The organism is Anabaena cylindrica UHCC 0172, from assembly GCF_034931625.1.
GTDB classification, from domain to species: domain Bacteria; phylum Cyanobacteriota; class Cyanobacteriia; order Cyanobacteriales; family Nostocaceae; genus Anabaena; species Anabaena cylindrica_A.
Genome location: NZ_JAYGGY010000001.1, coordinates 42,886 through 59,526 on the forward strand (window position 1 = coordinate 42,886; position 16,641 = coordinate 59,526).

15 protein-coding genes are annotated in these 16,641 nt (G+C 37.9%); 5 read left to right on the plus strand and 10 right to left on the minus strand.

The genetic code is table 11. The features are described from left to right. The first annotated feature begins 220 nt into the window (after positions 1-220). Positions 221-421, plus strand: coding sequence for a hypothetical protein (locus VB713_RS00220; RefSeq protein WP_323309576.1), 201 nt, complete (start codon positions 221-223; stop codon positions 419-421). 91 nt (positions 422-512) lie between these two features. On the opposite strand, the gene glnA is transcribed toward VB713_RS00220, so the two are convergent. Next, positions 513-1,928, minus strand: coding sequence for a type I glutamate--ammonia ligase (gene glnA, locus VB713_RS00225; RefSeq protein WP_323309577.1), 1,416 nt, complete (start codon positions 1,926-1,928; stop codon positions 513-515). Between the two features lie 363 nt (positions 1,929-2,291). On the opposite strand from glnA, the gene apcB reads away from it, so the two are divergent. From apcB to VB713_RS00245, 4 genes are all read left to right on the plus strand, one after another. After that, entirely contained in the window at positions 2,292-2,801 is a 510-nt protein-coding gene (gene apcB, locus VB713_RS00230; protein WP_015212563.1) for an allophycocyanin subunit beta, read from the plus strand. A gap of 524 nt (positions 2,802-3,325) precedes the next feature. Then, entirely contained in the window at positions 3,326-3,505 is a 180-nt protein-coding gene (locus VB713_RS00235; protein WP_323309578.1) for a hypothetical protein, read from the plus strand. Between the two features lie 213 nt (positions 3,506-3,718). After that, positions 3,719-4,558, plus strand: a complete 840-nt coding sequence (locus VB713_RS00240) for a TlyA family RNA methyltransferase (RefSeq protein ID WP_323309579.1) — start codon at positions 3,719-3,721, stop codon at positions 4,556-4,558. A 344-nt stretch (positions 4,559-4,902) separates the two neighbouring features. Then, positions 4,903-8,535: a CHAT domain-containing protein gene (locus VB713_RS00245; RefSeq protein ID WP_323309580.1), complete on the plus strand. Its 3,633-nt coding sequence runs from the start codon at positions 4,903-4,905 to the stop codon at positions 8,533-8,535. Positions 8,536-8,923: 388 nt separating this feature from the next. On the opposite strand, the gene VB713_RS00250 is transcribed toward VB713_RS00245, so the two are convergent. The 9 genes from VB713_RS00250 to cysE all read right to left on the minus strand — a co-directional run bounded on the left by VB713_RS00250 (position 8,924) and on the right by cysE (position 15,922). Beyond that, entirely contained in the window at positions 8,924-9,763 is an 840-nt protein-coding gene (locus tag VB713_RS00250; protein ID WP_323309581.1) for a hypothetical protein, read from the minus strand. A 230-nt stretch (positions 9,764-9,993) separates the two neighbouring features. Next, positions 9,994-11,145, minus strand: coding sequence for a hypothetical protein (locus tag VB713_RS00255; RefSeq protein ID WP_323309582.1), 1,152 nt, complete (start codon positions 11,143-11,145; stop codon positions 9,994-9,996). Between the two features lie 281 nt (positions 11,146-11,426). Next, positions 11,427-11,993 (minus strand): (2Fe-2S) ferredoxin domain-containing protein, encoded by a 567-nt coding sequence (locus tag VB713_RS00260; protein WP_323309583.1) that lies wholly within the window; start codon positions 11,991-11,993, stop codon positions 11,427-11,429. A 164-nt stretch (positions 11,994-12,157) separates the two neighbouring features. Then, positions 12,158-12,361 carry a putative nitrogen fixation protein NifT gene (nifT, locus tag VB713_RS00265; RefSeq protein WP_323309584.1) on the minus strand — a complete coding sequence of 68 codons (204 nt, stop codon included), beginning with the start codon at positions 12,359-12,361 and terminating at the stop codon, positions 12,158-12,160. Further along, positions 12,336-12,623: a nitrogen fixation protein NifZ gene (locus VB713_RS00270; RefSeq protein ID WP_323309585.1), complete on the minus strand. Its 288-nt coding sequence runs from the start codon at positions 12,621-12,623 to the stop codon at positions 12,336-12,338. Before VB713_RS00270 ends, nifT begins: the two co-directional genes overlap by 26 nt. Continuing rightward, entirely contained in the window at positions 12,610-13,743 is a 1,134-nt protein-coding gene (nifV, locus tag VB713_RS00275; protein ID WP_323309586.1) for a homocitrate synthase, read from the minus strand. The genes VB713_RS00270 and nifV overlap by 14 nt, the downstream gene beginning before the upstream one ends. A 633-nt stretch (positions 13,744-14,376) precedes the next feature. After that, entirely contained in the window at positions 14,377-14,574 is a 198-nt protein-coding gene (locus VB713_RS00280; protein WP_323309587.1) for a DUF2949 domain-containing protein, read from the minus strand. A gap of 373 nt (positions 14,575-14,947) precedes the next feature. Beyond that, complete coding sequence (locus tag VB713_RS00285) at positions 14,948-15,184, minus strand: Asr1405/Asl0597 family protein (RefSeq protein WP_323309588.1); 237 nt, start codon at positions 15,182-15,184, stop codon at positions 14,948-14,950. Between the two features lie 3 nt (positions 15,185-15,187). Beyond that, complete coding sequence (gene cysE / locus VB713_RS00290; RefSeq protein ID WP_323309589.1) at positions 15,188-15,922, minus strand: serine O-acetyltransferase; 735 nt, start codon at positions 15,920-15,922, stop codon at positions 15,188-15,190. Positions 15,923-16,641 lie beyond the last annotated feature (719 nt).

Here is a 16,641-nt window from a genome sequence, read left to right on the forward strand (position 1 = left end):
CTCGTCTTGGACTACGTATAATTCTTGGATTGATCCATAATATTCCGTACACCGCCCCAATCAGTCTAAATAATTCGGGAATTAAAGGTGTAGCGATCGCTAGATAGATTGTAAACTTTTATAACATATTTCCAATTCCGTAACATACGCTACAGAAATCTTGCTACTATAAATGTGTAAGGAAAAATTCTATTAGTAAGAAATAGTGAGGACTGTAGTTATGTCTATTCAAGAAAAATCTCGTGCGTTAATGGTACGTCAACATCAACAAGTTAAGAACCGTCAACAATCAATGCTGATGCGTTCTGCACAAGAACTCGGTCTTCCCGAAGAACTATCCCATTACTGGAACCCCATTCAAGGGAAGATAGATCCCACTACACAAACAATTTATAGTAGCAGTCACGCATCTATGAGCTAAAGTTATTGTTTGATTGCTGAAACTAACAGATTTTGAAAAAAGCCACCCTCAAGGGTGGCTTTCAAATTTGCGACTTTACTACTCGTTGCAATTAGCAATCGTAATATAAGAAGAATTCGTAAGGATGAGGACGCAACTGCATTTGCTTAACTTCGTTAACTAACTTGTAGTCAATCCAGTTTTGGATGAAATCTTCTGAGAATACACCAGTATCAGTTAAGAAAGCATGATCGTTTTCGAGTGCTTCTAATGCCAATTCTAAAGAACCTGGTGTAGAAGGAATTTTCGCCAATTCTTCTGGAGAAAGTTCATAGATATTTTTATCTAAGGGTTCACCAGGATGAATTTTGTTCTTAATCCCATCAATACCAGCACAAAGCATGGCAGCAAAGGCTAAATAAGGGTTAGAAGTGGCATCTGGACAACGGAACTCCAATCGCTTGGCTTTGGGGTTATTACCAGACAAGGGAATCCGTACAGAAGCAGAACGGTTGCCTTGAGAGTAAGCCAAGTTTACTGGTGCTTCATAACCAGGTACTAGACGCTTGTAAGAGTTTGTAGTGGGGTTGGTGATAGCTAACAATGCTGGAGCGTGTTTGAGAATACCACCAATGTAGTATAGTCCCATTTCGCTCATACCAGCATACTTATCACCGGCGAATAAAGGCTGACCACCTTTCCAAATAGATTGGTGACAGTGCATACCGGAACCATTATCACCAAAAATTGGTTTTGGCATGAAGGTGACGGTTTTGCCGTACTTTCTGGCAACGTTTTTGATGACGTATTTGTAGGTCATCAGCCAGTCAGCAGCTTCGATTAATTTACCAAAGCGGAAACCTAATTCACACTGACCACCTGTAGCAACTTCGTGGTGTTGTTTTTCAATCGGTACACCACAGTCTTTCATAGTTAGCAGCATTTCTGTCCGCATATCTTGAAAGCTATCTGTTGGTGGAACTGGGAAGTAACCTTCTTTGAAGCGGGTTTTGTAACCCAGGTTGGGGCCTTCTTCTCTACCAGTGTTCCAACGACCCTCTACGGAATCTACGTAGTAGTAGCCAGAATTAGCGGTTTGGTCGTAGCGGACATCATCAAAAATGAAGAATTCAGCTTCTGGTCCAAAGAATGCTGTGTCACCAAGTCCTGTGGAAGCAAGATAGTCTATTGCTTTTTGGGCAATAACGCGAGGGCAACGGTTATACCATTCGCCTGTGCGTGGTTCCTTAATACTACAAATTATACTTAGGGTTGGCTCTTTCATGAATGGATCGATCCAAGCGGTGTTTGGATCTAGCACCATTGTCATATCTGATTCTTCGATGCCTTTCCAACCCCGAATACTGGAACCGTCGAAAGGAACACCATCAGTGAATGAACTTTCATCAATTTGATCCTGGTACATGGTCAAATGTTGCCAAGTCCCTGGTGTATCAATGAATTTCAGATCAATCATCTGAATATTTTTGTCTTGAATCATCTTCAAGACTTCTTTTGGGGTTGTCATAGTTACTCCTTCTGTACCCAATTTCCTAAAGTAAAACCAGAATCTGCCAAAGCATCTTAATTTCTGCTGAACTAACCCAAGTTGTGACACACCACCTGGAATATCGTAAATACTAGACTTGAGGTGGTTTTGTAGTGTTTGTTACAGATTATCTGGATTACAGGTTATATTAACCTTTCTTCATCATCTGCACAAAACTGGAAATATCATCTCATAGGGGTCAACTTTGGCATAGAATCCTTAAATAGCGGATGAATAGTTTTTGTGCCGCATTTATTGTTTATGGCACAAAAGTTTACAGGTGCATAATTGCAGCCAAATAAATATCAAACCATAGATAGCTAATGATTGGGAGAAAAAATAATGCGCGATGCAATTACAACTTTAATTAAGAATTATGACGTAACCGGACGTTATTTTGACCGGAATGCGATCGATAGTCTCAAGTCTTACTTTGAAACTGGTACGGCCAGAGTGCAAGCGGCAGCTGCAATTAATTCTAATGCGGCGGCTATTGTTAAACAGGCTGGTGCTAAGTTATTTGAAGAATTGCCAGAATTGATTCGTCCTGGTGGTAATGCCTATACAACTCGTCGATTTGCGGCTTGTTTAAGGGATATGGACTATTACCTCCGCTACGCCACTTATGCGCTAGTGGCTGGCAATATGAATGTGCTTGATGAGCGTGTATTGCAAGGACTCCGGGAAACTTACAATTCTTTGGGTGTACCCATTGGTTCGACAGTTCAGGGTATCCAGATTATGAAAGGTCTTGTCAAGGAGCAAGTAGCGGCTGCTGGTATTGCTAATACTGCTTTTGTGGATGAGCCTTTTGACTATATCACTCGTGAGTTGAGTGAGATTGATATTTAGCCCTGGCGATTGAAAACCGCGTCTATATAAACAAAGTCTGTCTGGATGGACTTGATAGCGATCGCACTTTGGCTTTATTAGCAAGGTGCGTTTACTTTTTTTAAGATTACGTATTGTCTGAATCAGGATTTTCAGGATTTGAGGATTTTCAGGATGTTTGTTTGAGTAGGAATTTTCCAGATAAAATCAATTTTCTATCAGTGTGTCCGTGTTAAAAATCTGTGTGTGCTATCTGCATCATTAATGTTTAGGTTAGACATTTGACATCTGAACCTGTCATTTTTCAGTTGATAGACTACTAGGTTTATGCTATCTCCGGTAAGTTTTGTGCCTGATAATAAGCTTTTAACATCTAGAAAATCTTTAAATCCTGTAAATCCTTTAATCCTGAAAATCCTGATTCAGACAATATTCCTGATGGTGTACTTTTTGCGATAACTCATTTTACATAATGTATTGTATATTACTGGATAGTAGATAAATTTGATTACTACATCTACCAATGCTCAGGAGAACATATACTAATGAGATTTCAGAAAAAGTCTTGGTTGTTGATTCTATTATTGCTGGCATTGGTAGGTGCGATCGCTTTTCCCATCATCCACATATCAAAAACTGAAAACCTATATCCCATCAGTTTTTCCTATGGATATGGATATATGAACCAAGTTGGAGATTTGGTGGTTTCGCCTCAATTTAATTAGGCAAAAGAATTTTCTGAGGGATTTGCACCTGTAAAATTCAAAGACAAATTGGGTTTTGTGAACTTTAAAGGTCAATTGAGGAGTTCATAAAAAAATGATGCACAATCAATTCAGTTTAAAATCTCTCCATAAACAAGATTATCAATTATGGTTAATAAAGAAAAAATTATTAATTATACTTTATGTCTGATATTAACAGGAGAATCAAATTAATTGGTTAAACAAAGACTCGATACATTATTAGTAGATTTGGGTTTATGCCCCTCCCGTCAGCAAGCACAAAGGCTAATTCAAGCTGGGGAAGTGACAGTCAATCAACAGATGATTGATAAAGCTGGGACTGAAGTTGATATTAAAGCTCAAATTCAAGTTAAAGAACGCCCTCCTTTTGTTTCTCGTGGTGGTGAAAAACTCGCTAAAGCTTTAGATTTTTTTGGAATTTCTGTAGCTGGACGCATTTGTTTAGATGGGGGAATTTCTACGGGTGGTTTTACTGATTGTTTATTACAATCTGGTGCAAAACAAGTTTATGGAATTGATGTTGGTTATGGACAAGTTGACTGGAAAATCAGAACTGATGAACGGGTAATTTTAAAAGAACGCACCAATTTAAGGCAGTTAAAACCAGAAGATTTATATGCTGAAAATGCGACACTTCCTAATTTAGCGGTGGTGGATGTTTCGTTTATTTCCTTAACTAAAATTTTGCCTGCTTTGTGGCAATTAACACAAGCGCCCAGGGAGGCTGTATTATTGGTGAAACCTCAATTTGAGGTTGGGAAGTCTCGCGTGGGTAAAAAGGGTGTTGTCCGCGATTCTAGCGACCAAGCTGATGCTATTTTTCAGGTGTTAAAAACGGCTTTGGAGTTGGGTTGGAAGTATAAAGGTTTAACTTGGTCGCCCATAACTGGCCCAGCAGGTAATATTGAATTTCTCCTCTGGTTGGGAATGGAAAGCGAAACACCTCCACTGGATTTAGAAGCAGTTCAGGAAATGACTAAATCAGCAGTTGGAGATTTTCGGCATTTGACTAACCCTAAAAGAGATGATTAGGACTTACACAATTGGTATATTAGCAGAGAAGTTTAATTAGAGTAAGCCACAAAATAAATGATCCTATTTTGTCATGCTGAGTCTAACGAAGCATCTCGGAGGATTCTTCACTACACTTCGTTCCGTATGGCTAATGCCACACTTCGTGAACAGAATGACATTGGACATTTCTTTTTGTGGAGTTCTCTTATCTAATTTTACTCAGCATTCAGAAATATTTCAATGTTGAATGATGATTGAAAACTTACTGCGGCTATGTTGATAATAAAGTTATAAATATTACAAACTGAATAATCTGATCCTTATTATTGAGTAGCTTTTTTTGTTCAAGGATATTGGAATTAATGATGCTGAAAAAATCAATGTTGGCATTAATTACACTTGTTTCACTACCGGGAATTATCAATATTTTTTTGCTATCAGAGTCTGTATATGCCATACCTAGACAGATGGAGGTTATAGCCCAAAAGCCAGCTAATACAGATAAAGCCGATCAAGCTTTTCAGGAAGGTAAACAGCTATTTGAGCAGAAAACACCAGAATCTCTAAAACAAGCAATTGTCAAATTTGAAGAAGCGCTTGTATTATATGAGAAAGCAAATAATAGCTCTGCTCAAGCCTTCACTCTTCTTTATATTGGTTCTATTCACAATAACCTGGGAGATACACAAAAGGCTCTAGAACACTTTAATCAATCCCTTACTCTATGGCAACAAGTAGGAGAAACAACTGGGGAAGCAACAGCATTAAGTAATATTGCTGCTATTTATTCCCAACTTGGAGAATTACAAACAGCCCTCAAATACTATCAACAATCTTTGCCACTTTTTAAACAGTTAAAAAACAAAAAAGATGAAGTTATTACTCTCATTAAAATAGGCTTTATTTATGATCAAATCTCACAAGATTCAAAAGCTATAGAATATTATAACCTAGCTCTTCCTATCTGCCGAGAAATAGAAAATGAATCTCTTGAAGCACTAACACTAAATAATATTGGCAAAGCCTATGATGACATCGGTGAAAAGCAAAAAGCACTGGAATCATACAACCTAGCTCTGTCTATTAGACAAAAATTAGAAGATAAAAATGGAGAAGCTTTAGTTCTCAACAATATAGGCAAAATATATGATGATATAGGAGAAGAAAAAAAAGCATTAGAATATTACAAACAATCTCTCTCTATCTCTCAACAAATAGATGATCAAAAGAATCAAGCCAATACACTCCACAATATTGCAGCTATCTATGATGAACTTAATGATCAACAAAAATCCCTAGAATTTTATCATAAATCCTTACCATTATGGCAAAAACTAGGTAATCAATATAGAGAAGCTCTGGCACTTAATAACATTGGTTTAATCCACTCCAATCTTAATGCAACACAAAAGGCACTAGAATTTTATAATCAATCTATTTTGCTGAGAAGAAAAATCAAAGACAAAATTGGAGAAGCAAATACTCTCAATAATATTGCCTTTGTTTACAATCGAATGGGCGAAAATAAAAAAGCTCTAGAATATTACACCCAATCTCTAAGCATATTTCAACAATTAGGAGATAAAAGCAAAACAGCAAGTACTTTCAACAACCTTGGTGTAACTTACGATAAATTAGGAGAAAAACAAAAAGCACTTTCTTACTATAATCAAGCACTGATTTTGTCTCAGCAGGTTAATGATAAAAATCTAGAAGCATTGGCTATTAACAACATTGGGGGAATTTATGACGACATAGGAGAAAGTCAAAAGGCTCTAGATTACTTCAATCAATCTCTTCCTATTACCCAAAAAACTGGGAATAAAAATCTAGAAGCTTTAATTCTCAACAATATTGGCGGAATTTATGACAAATTAGGAGAAGAAAATCAAGCCCTTGATTACTATAATAAATCTTTAAATTTATTTAAAACCTTGGGAGATAAATCCAGAGAATCCCTAACCCTGAATAATATTGGTGGGATTTATAATGACTTAAGAGAAAAACAAAAAGCTCTAGATTACTTCAATCAATCTCTTCTCCTAGCGCGACAAGTGAGTAATAAAAGTAGGGAAGCTATTGTTCTCAATAATATTGGTGCAATTTATGAAGATTTAGGAGAAAAGCAACAGGCTTTAGAATACTATCAACAAGCCGTTCTCATTGCCCAACAGATAGGAGAAAAAGGTTCAGAAGCAATTTTTATTAATAACGTTGCTTCTATTTACTCCAATACAGGAGACAAACAAAAAGCTCTGGATTATTATCAGCAATCACTGGTACTTAAAAAACAAGTAGAAGATAAATCTGGGGAAGCTCTGAGTCTCTACAATATTGCCTATATACAAAGTGATTCAGGTAATTCTCAACAAGCTCTAACCTCAATAGAAACCGCTATCAAAATTGTAGAAAAACTGCGAACCAAAATTGGCTCCCAAGAACTTCGCGCTTCTTACTTTGCTACAGTTCAAGATTACTATAAATTATATATTGACTTGCTGATGCAACTGCATCAAAAAGATCCTCATCAAGGTTATGATGCTCAAGCTCTCCATGCCAGTGAACGTGGACGCGCTCGCAGTTTGTTAGAACTACTTACTGAAGCTAATGCAGATATTCGCACTGGTGTAGATTCTCAACTTTTAGCTGAAGAAAGTAATTTGCAACAACAACTTAACACCTTAGAAAATAACAAATATCAACTTCTTAATAGTCAGTATAGCCAAAAACAATTAAAAGAAATTCAGGGAAATATAGAATCCTTACTTACCCAAATTGACCAACTGGCAGCAAAAATTCGTCTTACTAGTCCGCGCTATGCTGAACTTAAATATCCCGAACCTTTGACTCTGAAACAAATTCAAGAACAGGTATTAGATGATAATACTATACTTTTAGAATACTCCTTGGGGAAGGATAGAAGCTATTTATGGGTAGTTAGCAAAAAGGGAATGACTAGCTATCAATTGCCAAAACTTACGGTTATAAAAGCTGCATCTGACGAATTTTACTCTTTTCTCAAAACAGGAAAAGAAGGAGATTTAGAAGTAGGACAAAAATTAAGCCAAATGTTGTTGCAACCAGTAGCGAGTCAATTGGGAAACAAACGCTTGCTAATAGTCGGTGATGGGGCATTGCAATATATTCCCTTTGCCGCCCTGCCAATACCTTCAGCAAAATCAGGTTACACACCTCTGTTGGTACAGAATGAAATTGTCTCTTTACCGTCAGCTTCCACAGTAGCTATTTTGCGTCGTCAACTCCGAGGCCGTATTCCAGCAACTAAAACTCTGGCAGTAATAGCAGATCCGGTATTTGAATTAACAGATACTCGTTTTTCTGGTGTACCAGCATTTGGTAAGACTACCACTATTGCCAGTAGTCTTACTCGATCTGCTTTTGATGTTGGTTCTACTCTAAATAGATTGGAATATACACGTAAGGAAGCGGAGAAAATTCTTGCCCTTGTCCCAAAAAATAAACGTTTGCAAGCATTCGATTTCCAGGCTTCTCGTGATATAGCAACTAATTCTGAACTAGGAAATTACCAAATTATTCATTTAGCAACTCACGGTTTACTCAATTCTATCCATCCAGAGTTATCTGGTGTGGTGTTTTCTTTGTTTGATCAAGATGGCAAATCACAAAATGGGTTTCTGCGTCTTCAAGATATTTTTAACCTCAATTTGCCTGCTGAATTAGTAGTTTTAAGTGCTTGCGAAACAGGATTAGGTGAAGAGGTGAAAGGTGAGGGTTTGGTGGGGTTAACAAGAGGGTTTATGTATGCGGGAGCTAAGAGGGTGGTGGTGAGTTTGTGGAGTGTGAGTGATGTGGGTACGGCGGAGTTGATGACTAAGTTTTATCAAAAGATGCTCAAGGAGGGGTTAAATCCGATGGCAGCATTGAGGATGGCGCAATTAGAAATGTGGCGCAATCAGAACTTTTCAGCACCTTATTATTGGGCAGCTTTTTCTATTCAGGGTGATTGGCAGTGATTGAGGAGTTAGGACGATTCCCAAGCCGGATTTGAAGGTTTGTGCGATCGCTTGAATCAATTTGACCGAGATACCTTAGTTGCTCTCCTCAGTTCCCTTCTGATATCTCCGAGGAGCAAGCGCCAGCAAAAAAGCCTCTCAATAAGAAGCTTTTTAACCAGGTTTTAAATATATTTAGATGCGCGGCAAATCAGTTTTTAGAATGCAAGATTAATGGTAGGATTCGGTATAGCCCTGCGGGTATAGCTGCGCGAAAGCGTAACCCACCAAGAGAAGATATATATAATTACCAACGGCTAATGGTGGGTTACGGCGCTTGATCCAGTCATTTATGAATCAAGATTTTTTGTAAATGCCCCTAACGCACCCTATGAACTTAATCTCAATACTACTGGATTGCAGCCCTTAATTCTGTGAGAGCTTTACCAATTTCCACAAAGTCTGAATTTCGTAAAAGCTGCTGAAGAGTTGCTGGATCGCTTTCTAGAACAATCTTGTTGTGGATATTAATAGCTTCGTTCAGTTTATCAACATTCACAGTTGGTACTTCATTAGCCTCAGCAATTGTTAAACCAGCTTTGAAAGCTTTAATGCTGGCTATTAACTTTGCTTGTGGTAACTGAACTGAAGGAAGACTGGGTGCAGTAGAAGCATCAGAAGAGGTCAAGAAAATATCCGGTAATACACTTGTGAATGATTTTGCTAATTGTGGATGAAGCCCATTTAAAACGAAGTATTTCTGAAGTAAAATAGCTTTAAACCGCGTAAATCTACTATACTTTCCACTAGCACGCAGTTTAGCCGCAATATAATTTAGCCTCTTTACAGCATCAGGTAAAAGCGTAATCTTTATAGACCCATCCAGTTCTTTTGTGATAATGATATTAGATGAATTTGCTCCACTGCCAGATCCCGCCTGACCTTTACTAGGTGATTGACCTGGATTATTTGTGTTTCCACCACCACTGCCAGATCCCGCCTGACCTTTACTCGGTGATTGACCAGGGTGATTTGTGGGTGGGGTTGCACCGCCACTACCAGATCCTGCCTGACCTTTACTCGGTGATTGACCAGGGTGATAATTTGTGGGTGGGGTTGCACCGCCACTACCAGATCCCGCCTGACCTTTACTCGGTGAACTCGCTTGGACTTGATTCGTTAACTGTAAACAAAGTGAAATTAAAGGCGCACAAGCCAGAGCGAGAAAAAAGGTTCTGATTTTTAACATGGTGATTCTCTAGATAGTCGATATTGAAGCGCTGATTTAGGGTTGGCTGAAAAACTTTGTCGTGAAGAGTGGCTTGACGTAAACCATAGAGTAGGAATCAGGAGAAGGCAGTAAAGTCTTGAGGTTTCCCAAGAGCAACTGCCTTTCAGAAGTCAGCAGGAGAAATTAGGAAGTTTTCAAAATCATTGAAAACCTTCATGTATTGTTTGAGTTTTGATGCTATCAAAAACCTATCTAGGTAGGAAATTGAAACCATAGCCCACAGTCAAAACAAGTATCCTACCGCCGAAACTGTTATCTGTGAGATCAGCACCTTGAGCAGTAATTGTTAAGGGAATGGTAGGCACAGGGATAAAGGAAATCCCAGCATTTAAACCTACTCCACTCCAACCTAGACCTATACCTACCTGAGGATGAATTTGCACACCGAACCCAGTAAATATACCTGTACTCTCATTACCTTGTCGGAAGTCACCACCGCCGGCTCCCAGAGAAAAGGAGATCGCCATTGGATTAACAGGATTGTCGGGCTGTAAAAGAGAGTATGTTGTAACTACACCATAAGCACTGGAAGGTCTAATTCCTTCATTACCATACTGGGCAAAGGTATTCCAGCCAGCAGCCACAGCAACCTGATTGTTGCCTTTAGCATAGACAACGCGGTGAGCTTTGAGGTCAAAAGTGCCGTTATAACCGAAATTTTTGATACTACCGTTGTTGAAGGTGAATTCCAAACCAATTAGCTTATAGGCATCTCCTAAGCCAAAACCTGCGCTCATACTCGCGTCTGGGTTCCCATCTCTACTTTTACCTGCTGTAGCGCCCGATGCCCCTACAAATAAGTCACCCCAACCAGCCCCGAAAGCACTCGGAGCGCCAAAACTGAGTCCAGGTTGGTAGGTTCGCTTGGGTGGAGGAGTTTGTGAAGGAGTTTGTGGAGGAGTTATTTGAAACAGAGGTTCAACTAATAAATCCTGGCGTAATCTATTAACATCTCCATCACCTGCACTACCAGAGGCATCTGTCTGTTGGGTGATAGTTTGGGGCTGAGTAGGATAAAGTTTCTTAGCTTCACCAAAGCTATCACCCACATTGCTGGAAGCATCCATTTGTTGGTGAAGAATCTGTTGTTGTTTAAACTGAATCAAACGCTGCTTCAGTTTAAAAGATGGATGTTGCGATCTTTGGCTAATCTTTTCAGTGGATTCTGATTTTTTATCAGTCGCTAATTCCTTGCTTGCAGCATCAGTAGCTTCTCCATCAACCGCAGATGCAGCTTTAATGGCAACAGATGTAGATAGGAAAAGGCAACCTAAAAGATTTATTCCAATCAACAGCAGCCAATTAGCAGAAATTACATTGGCAAATTGGCTTTTAGTCAAAGTTATAGTCCTCACAATCTTATACAATTTATTTATTGGACTAAGAGGATATTCACAAACTACAAAAAGTGGATTTTACCGTTATTGCTGATTTTAAATGCAACGGAAAATCAAAGTTTTTATTAATGTACTGAGATGCTTGAATGTGCTAATTCTAATAGCAAAATACCCTTTTAAAATATCCTCTAATATAAAATTTATCCAATAGTAAATTAGACATATCCGGAAAAGAATTTTAAGCTGATGTCTTCAAATTTTCAGCTTAAAAACTGTGAGCTTTGCTACACTATTTTCTCACTTTTAAAACATCCTTTGAAATGATTCTCTAACAAAGAAGCAATCGCTTCTGGATGAACTTTTTTGTATTGCTTTTTACCCAACATCAAAACACAATTGGGTGCGCTGCTACAACGTTTTTGACAGTCAGTGTGTTCAATAGTAACTTGATCTGACAAACCGCGATCGCACAAAGTTTTCTCTAACTCTGATAATAAACCTTTTCCACCCCGCTTCATACAACCAGATTTTTGACAAACCATAATCTTAGCCTTGGTTTGTGGTAGTCGATTTTCAATGAGACACAAACCAACTGCTTCAACTTGATAAGCTTTGAGTTTAACTTTACTTGTCCGCGAGTTTAATTTACCGATAGCACTAATGCGAATTTGTTCACCAGGAACTAAAGTAGATATTGGAGAACAGCGCAAGTCTTTAGGTAGTTTAACTTTCACCTTTCCTGAGGGAATCGCTAACTGCAAATGCTTATATTGTCCTGATTTATCACCGACAAAACCTAAAAACTTTCCCTCAAGATTCAATTCCGATAAAGTCTGGTACTTTTCACCCATATCAGTAACTCAAAATAGTAACTCAAAATTCCAAAATTAACTTCTGTTTAACCTGAGTTAGATAGGGTGAATCATGTCTAATTTATAATTAGAGTTATGAATTATTCTGACATGATTTGAAAGATAGATTTTCACTATCTTCCCATCTCCCTATCATGAAAATTCTAAGCGAGGCGTTTAGCTTCTACAGTGAGGGGTAATTTTTCTGTAGCTGGTAACTCACTAAATTCTAATTCCCAACCATTAGCTAAAGTAAGAACTTTACCTGCATCACTATCTGTTTGTTTCACAACTTCTTCTTCAAGGTCTTTCTTGGCAACATAAGCCACCAAAGTACCAGCATCATTCATCCTTAGCATTACTTTCATTATTTTCCTCAACAATTTCTAGTTCTTTTTTCTTACAACCGATGACGAACCCTGTTTCTAAGAAATGCACCGCATAAATATAGGTATTTTGTAAATATGTACCTATACTTGCTATATAACCAACCTCTCCCTTTTGAGCCAAAACTGCACCAATGTCTTGACCGGGAAACGTGCCATCATTTTTGATCAATTTACGAATTCTTACCTTTTGACCAATTTCAAAAGCAGGAGGTAAGTCCAGTTCTAATTCATCGCGCTGCATGAGAATACCTCTGTTCACGTACTAAATTTAACAATTCTTCTGTGGTGAGACTACGTTTTTTCAGTGTTGATTGTTGACGCACTGAATCTAAAATAGATTGGGTTTCTTCTGCATTCAAAAAGATCCCATATTGTTCTAACAAATTAGATACCAAATGCCGTCCAGAATGTTTACCTATTACTAAAGTGCGTTCCCAACCGACTTCTTCAGGAGCAAAAGGTTCATAAGTTTCTGGGTTTTGTAATACACCATGAGCATGAATACCAGACTCATGAGCAAATGTATTTTTACCAACAATTGCTTTCCAAGGTTGGACATTAGCACCGGAAGCAGCAGCAACTAATTGTGATAGTTCTAATAAATGTCGAGTGTTAATACCCAAATCAACACCATAAATACATTTAAGTGCCATCACAACTTCTTCTAAAGCTGCATTTCCGGCTCTTTCACCTAAACCATTAACGGTGGTATTGACAGAAACTGCTCCGGCTTTAATACCAGCAATAGCGTTAGCAGTTGCTAGACCAAAATCATTATGAGTGTGAATTTCTACGGGAATTGATAAAGTAGATACTAATCGCTTAACTTTGAGGTGAGTTCCAAAGGGATCGAGAACTCCAACTGTATCGCAAAAACGAAATCTTGATGCACCCCATTCTTGAGCATATAATGCTACATCTTCGAGGAAGTTTTCATCTGCTCTAGAAGAATCTTCTCCTCCTACTGCAACCCAAAGACCATTATCCACAGCGAAGCTAATACAGTCTTTGAGTCTTTGTAAACTTACTCGCCATTGACCATGAAATTTAGCAGCAATTTGAATACCAGAAACGGGAATAGCAATATGTACTCGTTGAAGTCCACAAGCGATAGAAGCTTTAATATCTGAGATAACAGCGCGGTTCCAACCTAGTAATTTTGCATCTAAATTTAAATTAGCAATTTCTGTAATTGCCCGAATTTCTTCTTCTCCCATTGCCGGAATACCGACTTCTATTTCAGGAACACCAATGGCATCAAGAAATTGAGCGATTGCTACTTTTTCTTCTAGGTTAAAAGCAACACCTGCCGCCTGTTCACCATCACGTAACGTAGTATCATTAATAATGATTTGACTCATATCAAATATTCCTCTGACGGAGTTTTTACTAATACCCTTTAACACTACAATCCCTAGTAATAATAGATATAAAAGAAATATTAAAAATTTGTGAGAATTCAGGAGTTAGGAGTCAGGAGTCAGGAGGAAAAAGAATATTTTTCTCTTCTGTTCTCTGTTTCCTGCTATATCAAATATTCTGTATTCTGAATCCTTACAAAAATTTCTAGATAAATGTTCAGTACAAAGACATAATAAATGTAAAATAAAGTTAAAACCTTTCCTTTATACCTCCTACTTCCTACCTGATTCCATAGCACCAGTTATTGAACACGGTTTATGATTTTTAATTATTGCTCAATAACTCACACAACATCTGTATGGCAGAAAACAAAATATTGGTATAATTTACGAAGGCTTTTTACTGTTGTAAATTTGATGTTTATCAAATAGTAAGTAGCTAATATAACTATTAGTAAATCCAGTCAGTAACAAGATACTCAATCCAGCAATTAAACTAGTAATCATAGTAATAACCTCATTTGTTTGTGAAAATGGATCTGTGATTTGGACAATTGATGTCTCACAAATAGCTGCTTCATATCTAAGTGCAAAAAATTTAACTCTTCAATCAGTTAGGACTGCAATAATTCACTATGCGTGTTCTGCTAACCAATCAAAAATCTTGTCTAGTTGCTCTAAGTCTATGAAGCCATACTGCCAAAGCAGCATTGGTATAGGGCCTTTATCTAACTCACGGTGTCGTAATGCGACAGCAATATCCGCATTTGAAAGTGCCAATTCATTATGCAAAAAGTGAAGTAATTTCTTATCGCTGTTACGCTGTACCATAATTTGACGTTGAAAATATCAAGCTAGACAATAATTTTTCAAATGCCATCCCCAGTGTTACTTGCTAATTTCACTCTATTGAGAAATGAAATATAGCAGAATTCAGGAGTCAAGAGTAAAAGTCTTGATGATCAAACTTTGTACTTCATTTACCTGCCAGTTGATCTATGTGAGTGAAGTTTTAGATTTAGCAGATTTGGCAGAATGAAACCTAAGCTTAGGTTAATTACCTTCAGTCTGCAAGCTAATTTGTGAGTGAACAATAACTTTAACTTGTGCAGAGAATAAATCACGCTTGCAACATAAATTCTGCGCTGATATTGTATTGATTAGACATTCTAGAGATTGTAAATTGTCATCACTCACACAGTTTTTACTTAATACTGTGATTCCAACAATTTTCTAACCATTCCACTAACTCACAACGAGAAGCTAAAAGTTGCTTGACTGCACTGCGGACAAGAATAGCTTCTTGCAAACTGTTAACTTGTACTCGCAATGAACCATCTGAGGGACAGGAACAAGCAATCGTCAACTCTTGTAATCGGTGATAAATTTGCCATCTATCGCTCAAAGGAATCTGTAAAACTTGTTCTTCTGGTGAAAACATAATTTAACTATCCTCGTCCTGCTGATGACTTGTCAGGGTTTGTAGTTGTTGTTCAAGTTTTTCAATCCGAACAAGCAAGGAACGAATTATACCTGCTTCGACATCGGGTAACTTGCCATGTTCTAAGGGAGAGAGACGTTTGCTTTGTTTATGGGGAATAATGCGTCCAGGAATCCCCACAACAGTGGAATCTGGGGGAACATCACGCAAGACAATTGAACCTGCACCTATCCGCACGCGATCGCTAATTTGGATATTTCCCAAAACTTTCGCACCTGCACCCACGACAACGTTATTACCCAAGCTAGGATGACGTTTACCGCTTTCTTTCCCAGTTCCACCCAGAGTTACACCCTGATAAATCAGCGTATAATCTCCGACAATGGCAGTTTCACCAATGACAACACCCATGCCATGATCGATAAATACACCTTTACCAATTTCTGCACCTGGATGAATTTCTATACCTGTTAAAAACCGTCCTAAGTGGGAAATTAACCGGGGGATAAAACCCACCTTGCTGCGGTGTAACCAGTGTGCAAGCCGATGTAAACAAAGAGCATGAAATCCAGGGTAACAAAATATTACCTCCAACCAATTACGTGCTGCTGGATCACGTTCAAAAATGATGCGAAAATCGCTCATTAATGGCTCCAAAAAACCGCCAGAACGTTGATTTTTTGTCAAGTCTGTATTTGCAGTTTGGATTTTACTGATACTGTCGAAAGACTGTTGCATCGGTACTGCCTGGTTAAAAGAGCCGTGTTGTATTTTTATGCTTATATCAGGTGACTCGAAAGCAAAAAAAACAGCACATACCGATTGGATCTATTGGATTTATTACGCTTGTACTCAATAGGTTTAAACCCCTATTTAACAGAACTTTACATTTTTTTGGGGGTAGGGGTACTAGCTTTTGATCACAGGGGTACTTGTATTTTTGGGGTAGGGATTGAGATTTTTTGCACTCAAGAATAATTGCCTTGCCTGTGAGACTTTGCAGCGATTTAGGCAAGATAATGGATGATATATTAAGTTGTACTCATTCCCTAAAAATGTCAGGTAGAACGGATTACAACTTGAATTTCTGTATACTCAGTTACTATAATCATCTTATAGTTTTGGTAGTCAAAAGACTTGTTTCTTTATTTTATTTTAGGATTTACAATAAGGAATATCTAAAGCTTTTGGTGGTATAGATTTGTAAGGAGTCAGGAGTTAGAATATTTGCTGATAGTAGGCATATCCATGTTTTGTCACTCTCGGAAAACAATAATCAAATCCATCTTTTTTACCTCACTCAACCGATAATCGATATATATCTTTTTTTGTCTGAATCAGGATTTACAGGATTTAAGGATGTGGAGGATGTTATTTTAAAGTATTATGTTTTTTTTGAATGTTGATTTGATGATTAATTGTGAGATTTAAGATGGAATTACTTGATAATCATAATT

Coding starts and splice junctions, on each gene's coding strand:
- VB713_RS00250 (WP_323309581.1), bottom strand. CDS start 9,763: ATGTTAAAAATCAGAACCTTTTTTCTCGCTCTGGCTTGTGCGCCTTTA.
- VB713_RS00270 (WP_323309585.1), bottom strand. CDS start 12,623: ATGCAGCGCGATGAATTAGAACTGGACTTACCTCCTGCTTTTGAAATT.
- VB713_RS00220 (WP_323309576.1), top strand. CDS start 221: ATGTCTATTCAAGAAAAATCTCGTGCGTTAATGGTACGTCAACATCAA.
- glnA (WP_323309577.1), bottom strand. CDS start 1,928: ATGACAACCCCAAAAGAAGTCTTGAAGATGATTCAAGACAAAAATATT.
- VB713_RS00285 (WP_323309588.1), bottom strand. CDS start 15,184: ATGTTTTCACCAGAAGAACAAGTTTTACAGATTCCTTTGAGCGATAGA.
- VB713_RS00260 (WP_323309583.1), bottom strand. CDS start 11,993: ATGGGTGAAAAGTACCAGACTTTATCGGAATTGAATCTTGAGGGAAAG.
- VB713_RS00245 (WP_323309580.1), top strand. CDS start 4,903: ATGATGCTGAAAAAATCAATGTTGGCATTAATTACACTTGTTTCACTA.
- cysE (WP_323309589.1), bottom strand. CDS start 15,922: ATGCAACAGTCTTTCGACAGTATCAGTAAAATCCAAACTGCAAATACA.
- apcB (WP_015212563.1), top strand. CDS start 2,292: ATGCGCGATGCAATTACAACTTTAATTAAGAATTATGACGTAACCGGA.
- nifV (WP_323309586.1), bottom strand. CDS start 13,743: ATGAGTCAAATCATTATTAATGATACTACGTTACGTGATGGTGAACAG.
- VB713_RS00235 (WP_323309578.1), top strand. CDS start 3,326: ATGAGATTTCAGAAAAAGTCTTGGTTGTTGATTCTATTATTGCTGGCA.
- VB713_RS00280 (WP_323309587.1), bottom strand. CDS start 14,574: ATGGTACAGCGTAACAGCGATAAGAAATTACTTCACTTTTTGCATAAT.
- nifT (WP_323309584.1), bottom strand. CDS start 12,361: ATGAAAGTAATGCTAAGGATGAATGATGCTGGTACTTTGGTGGCTTAT.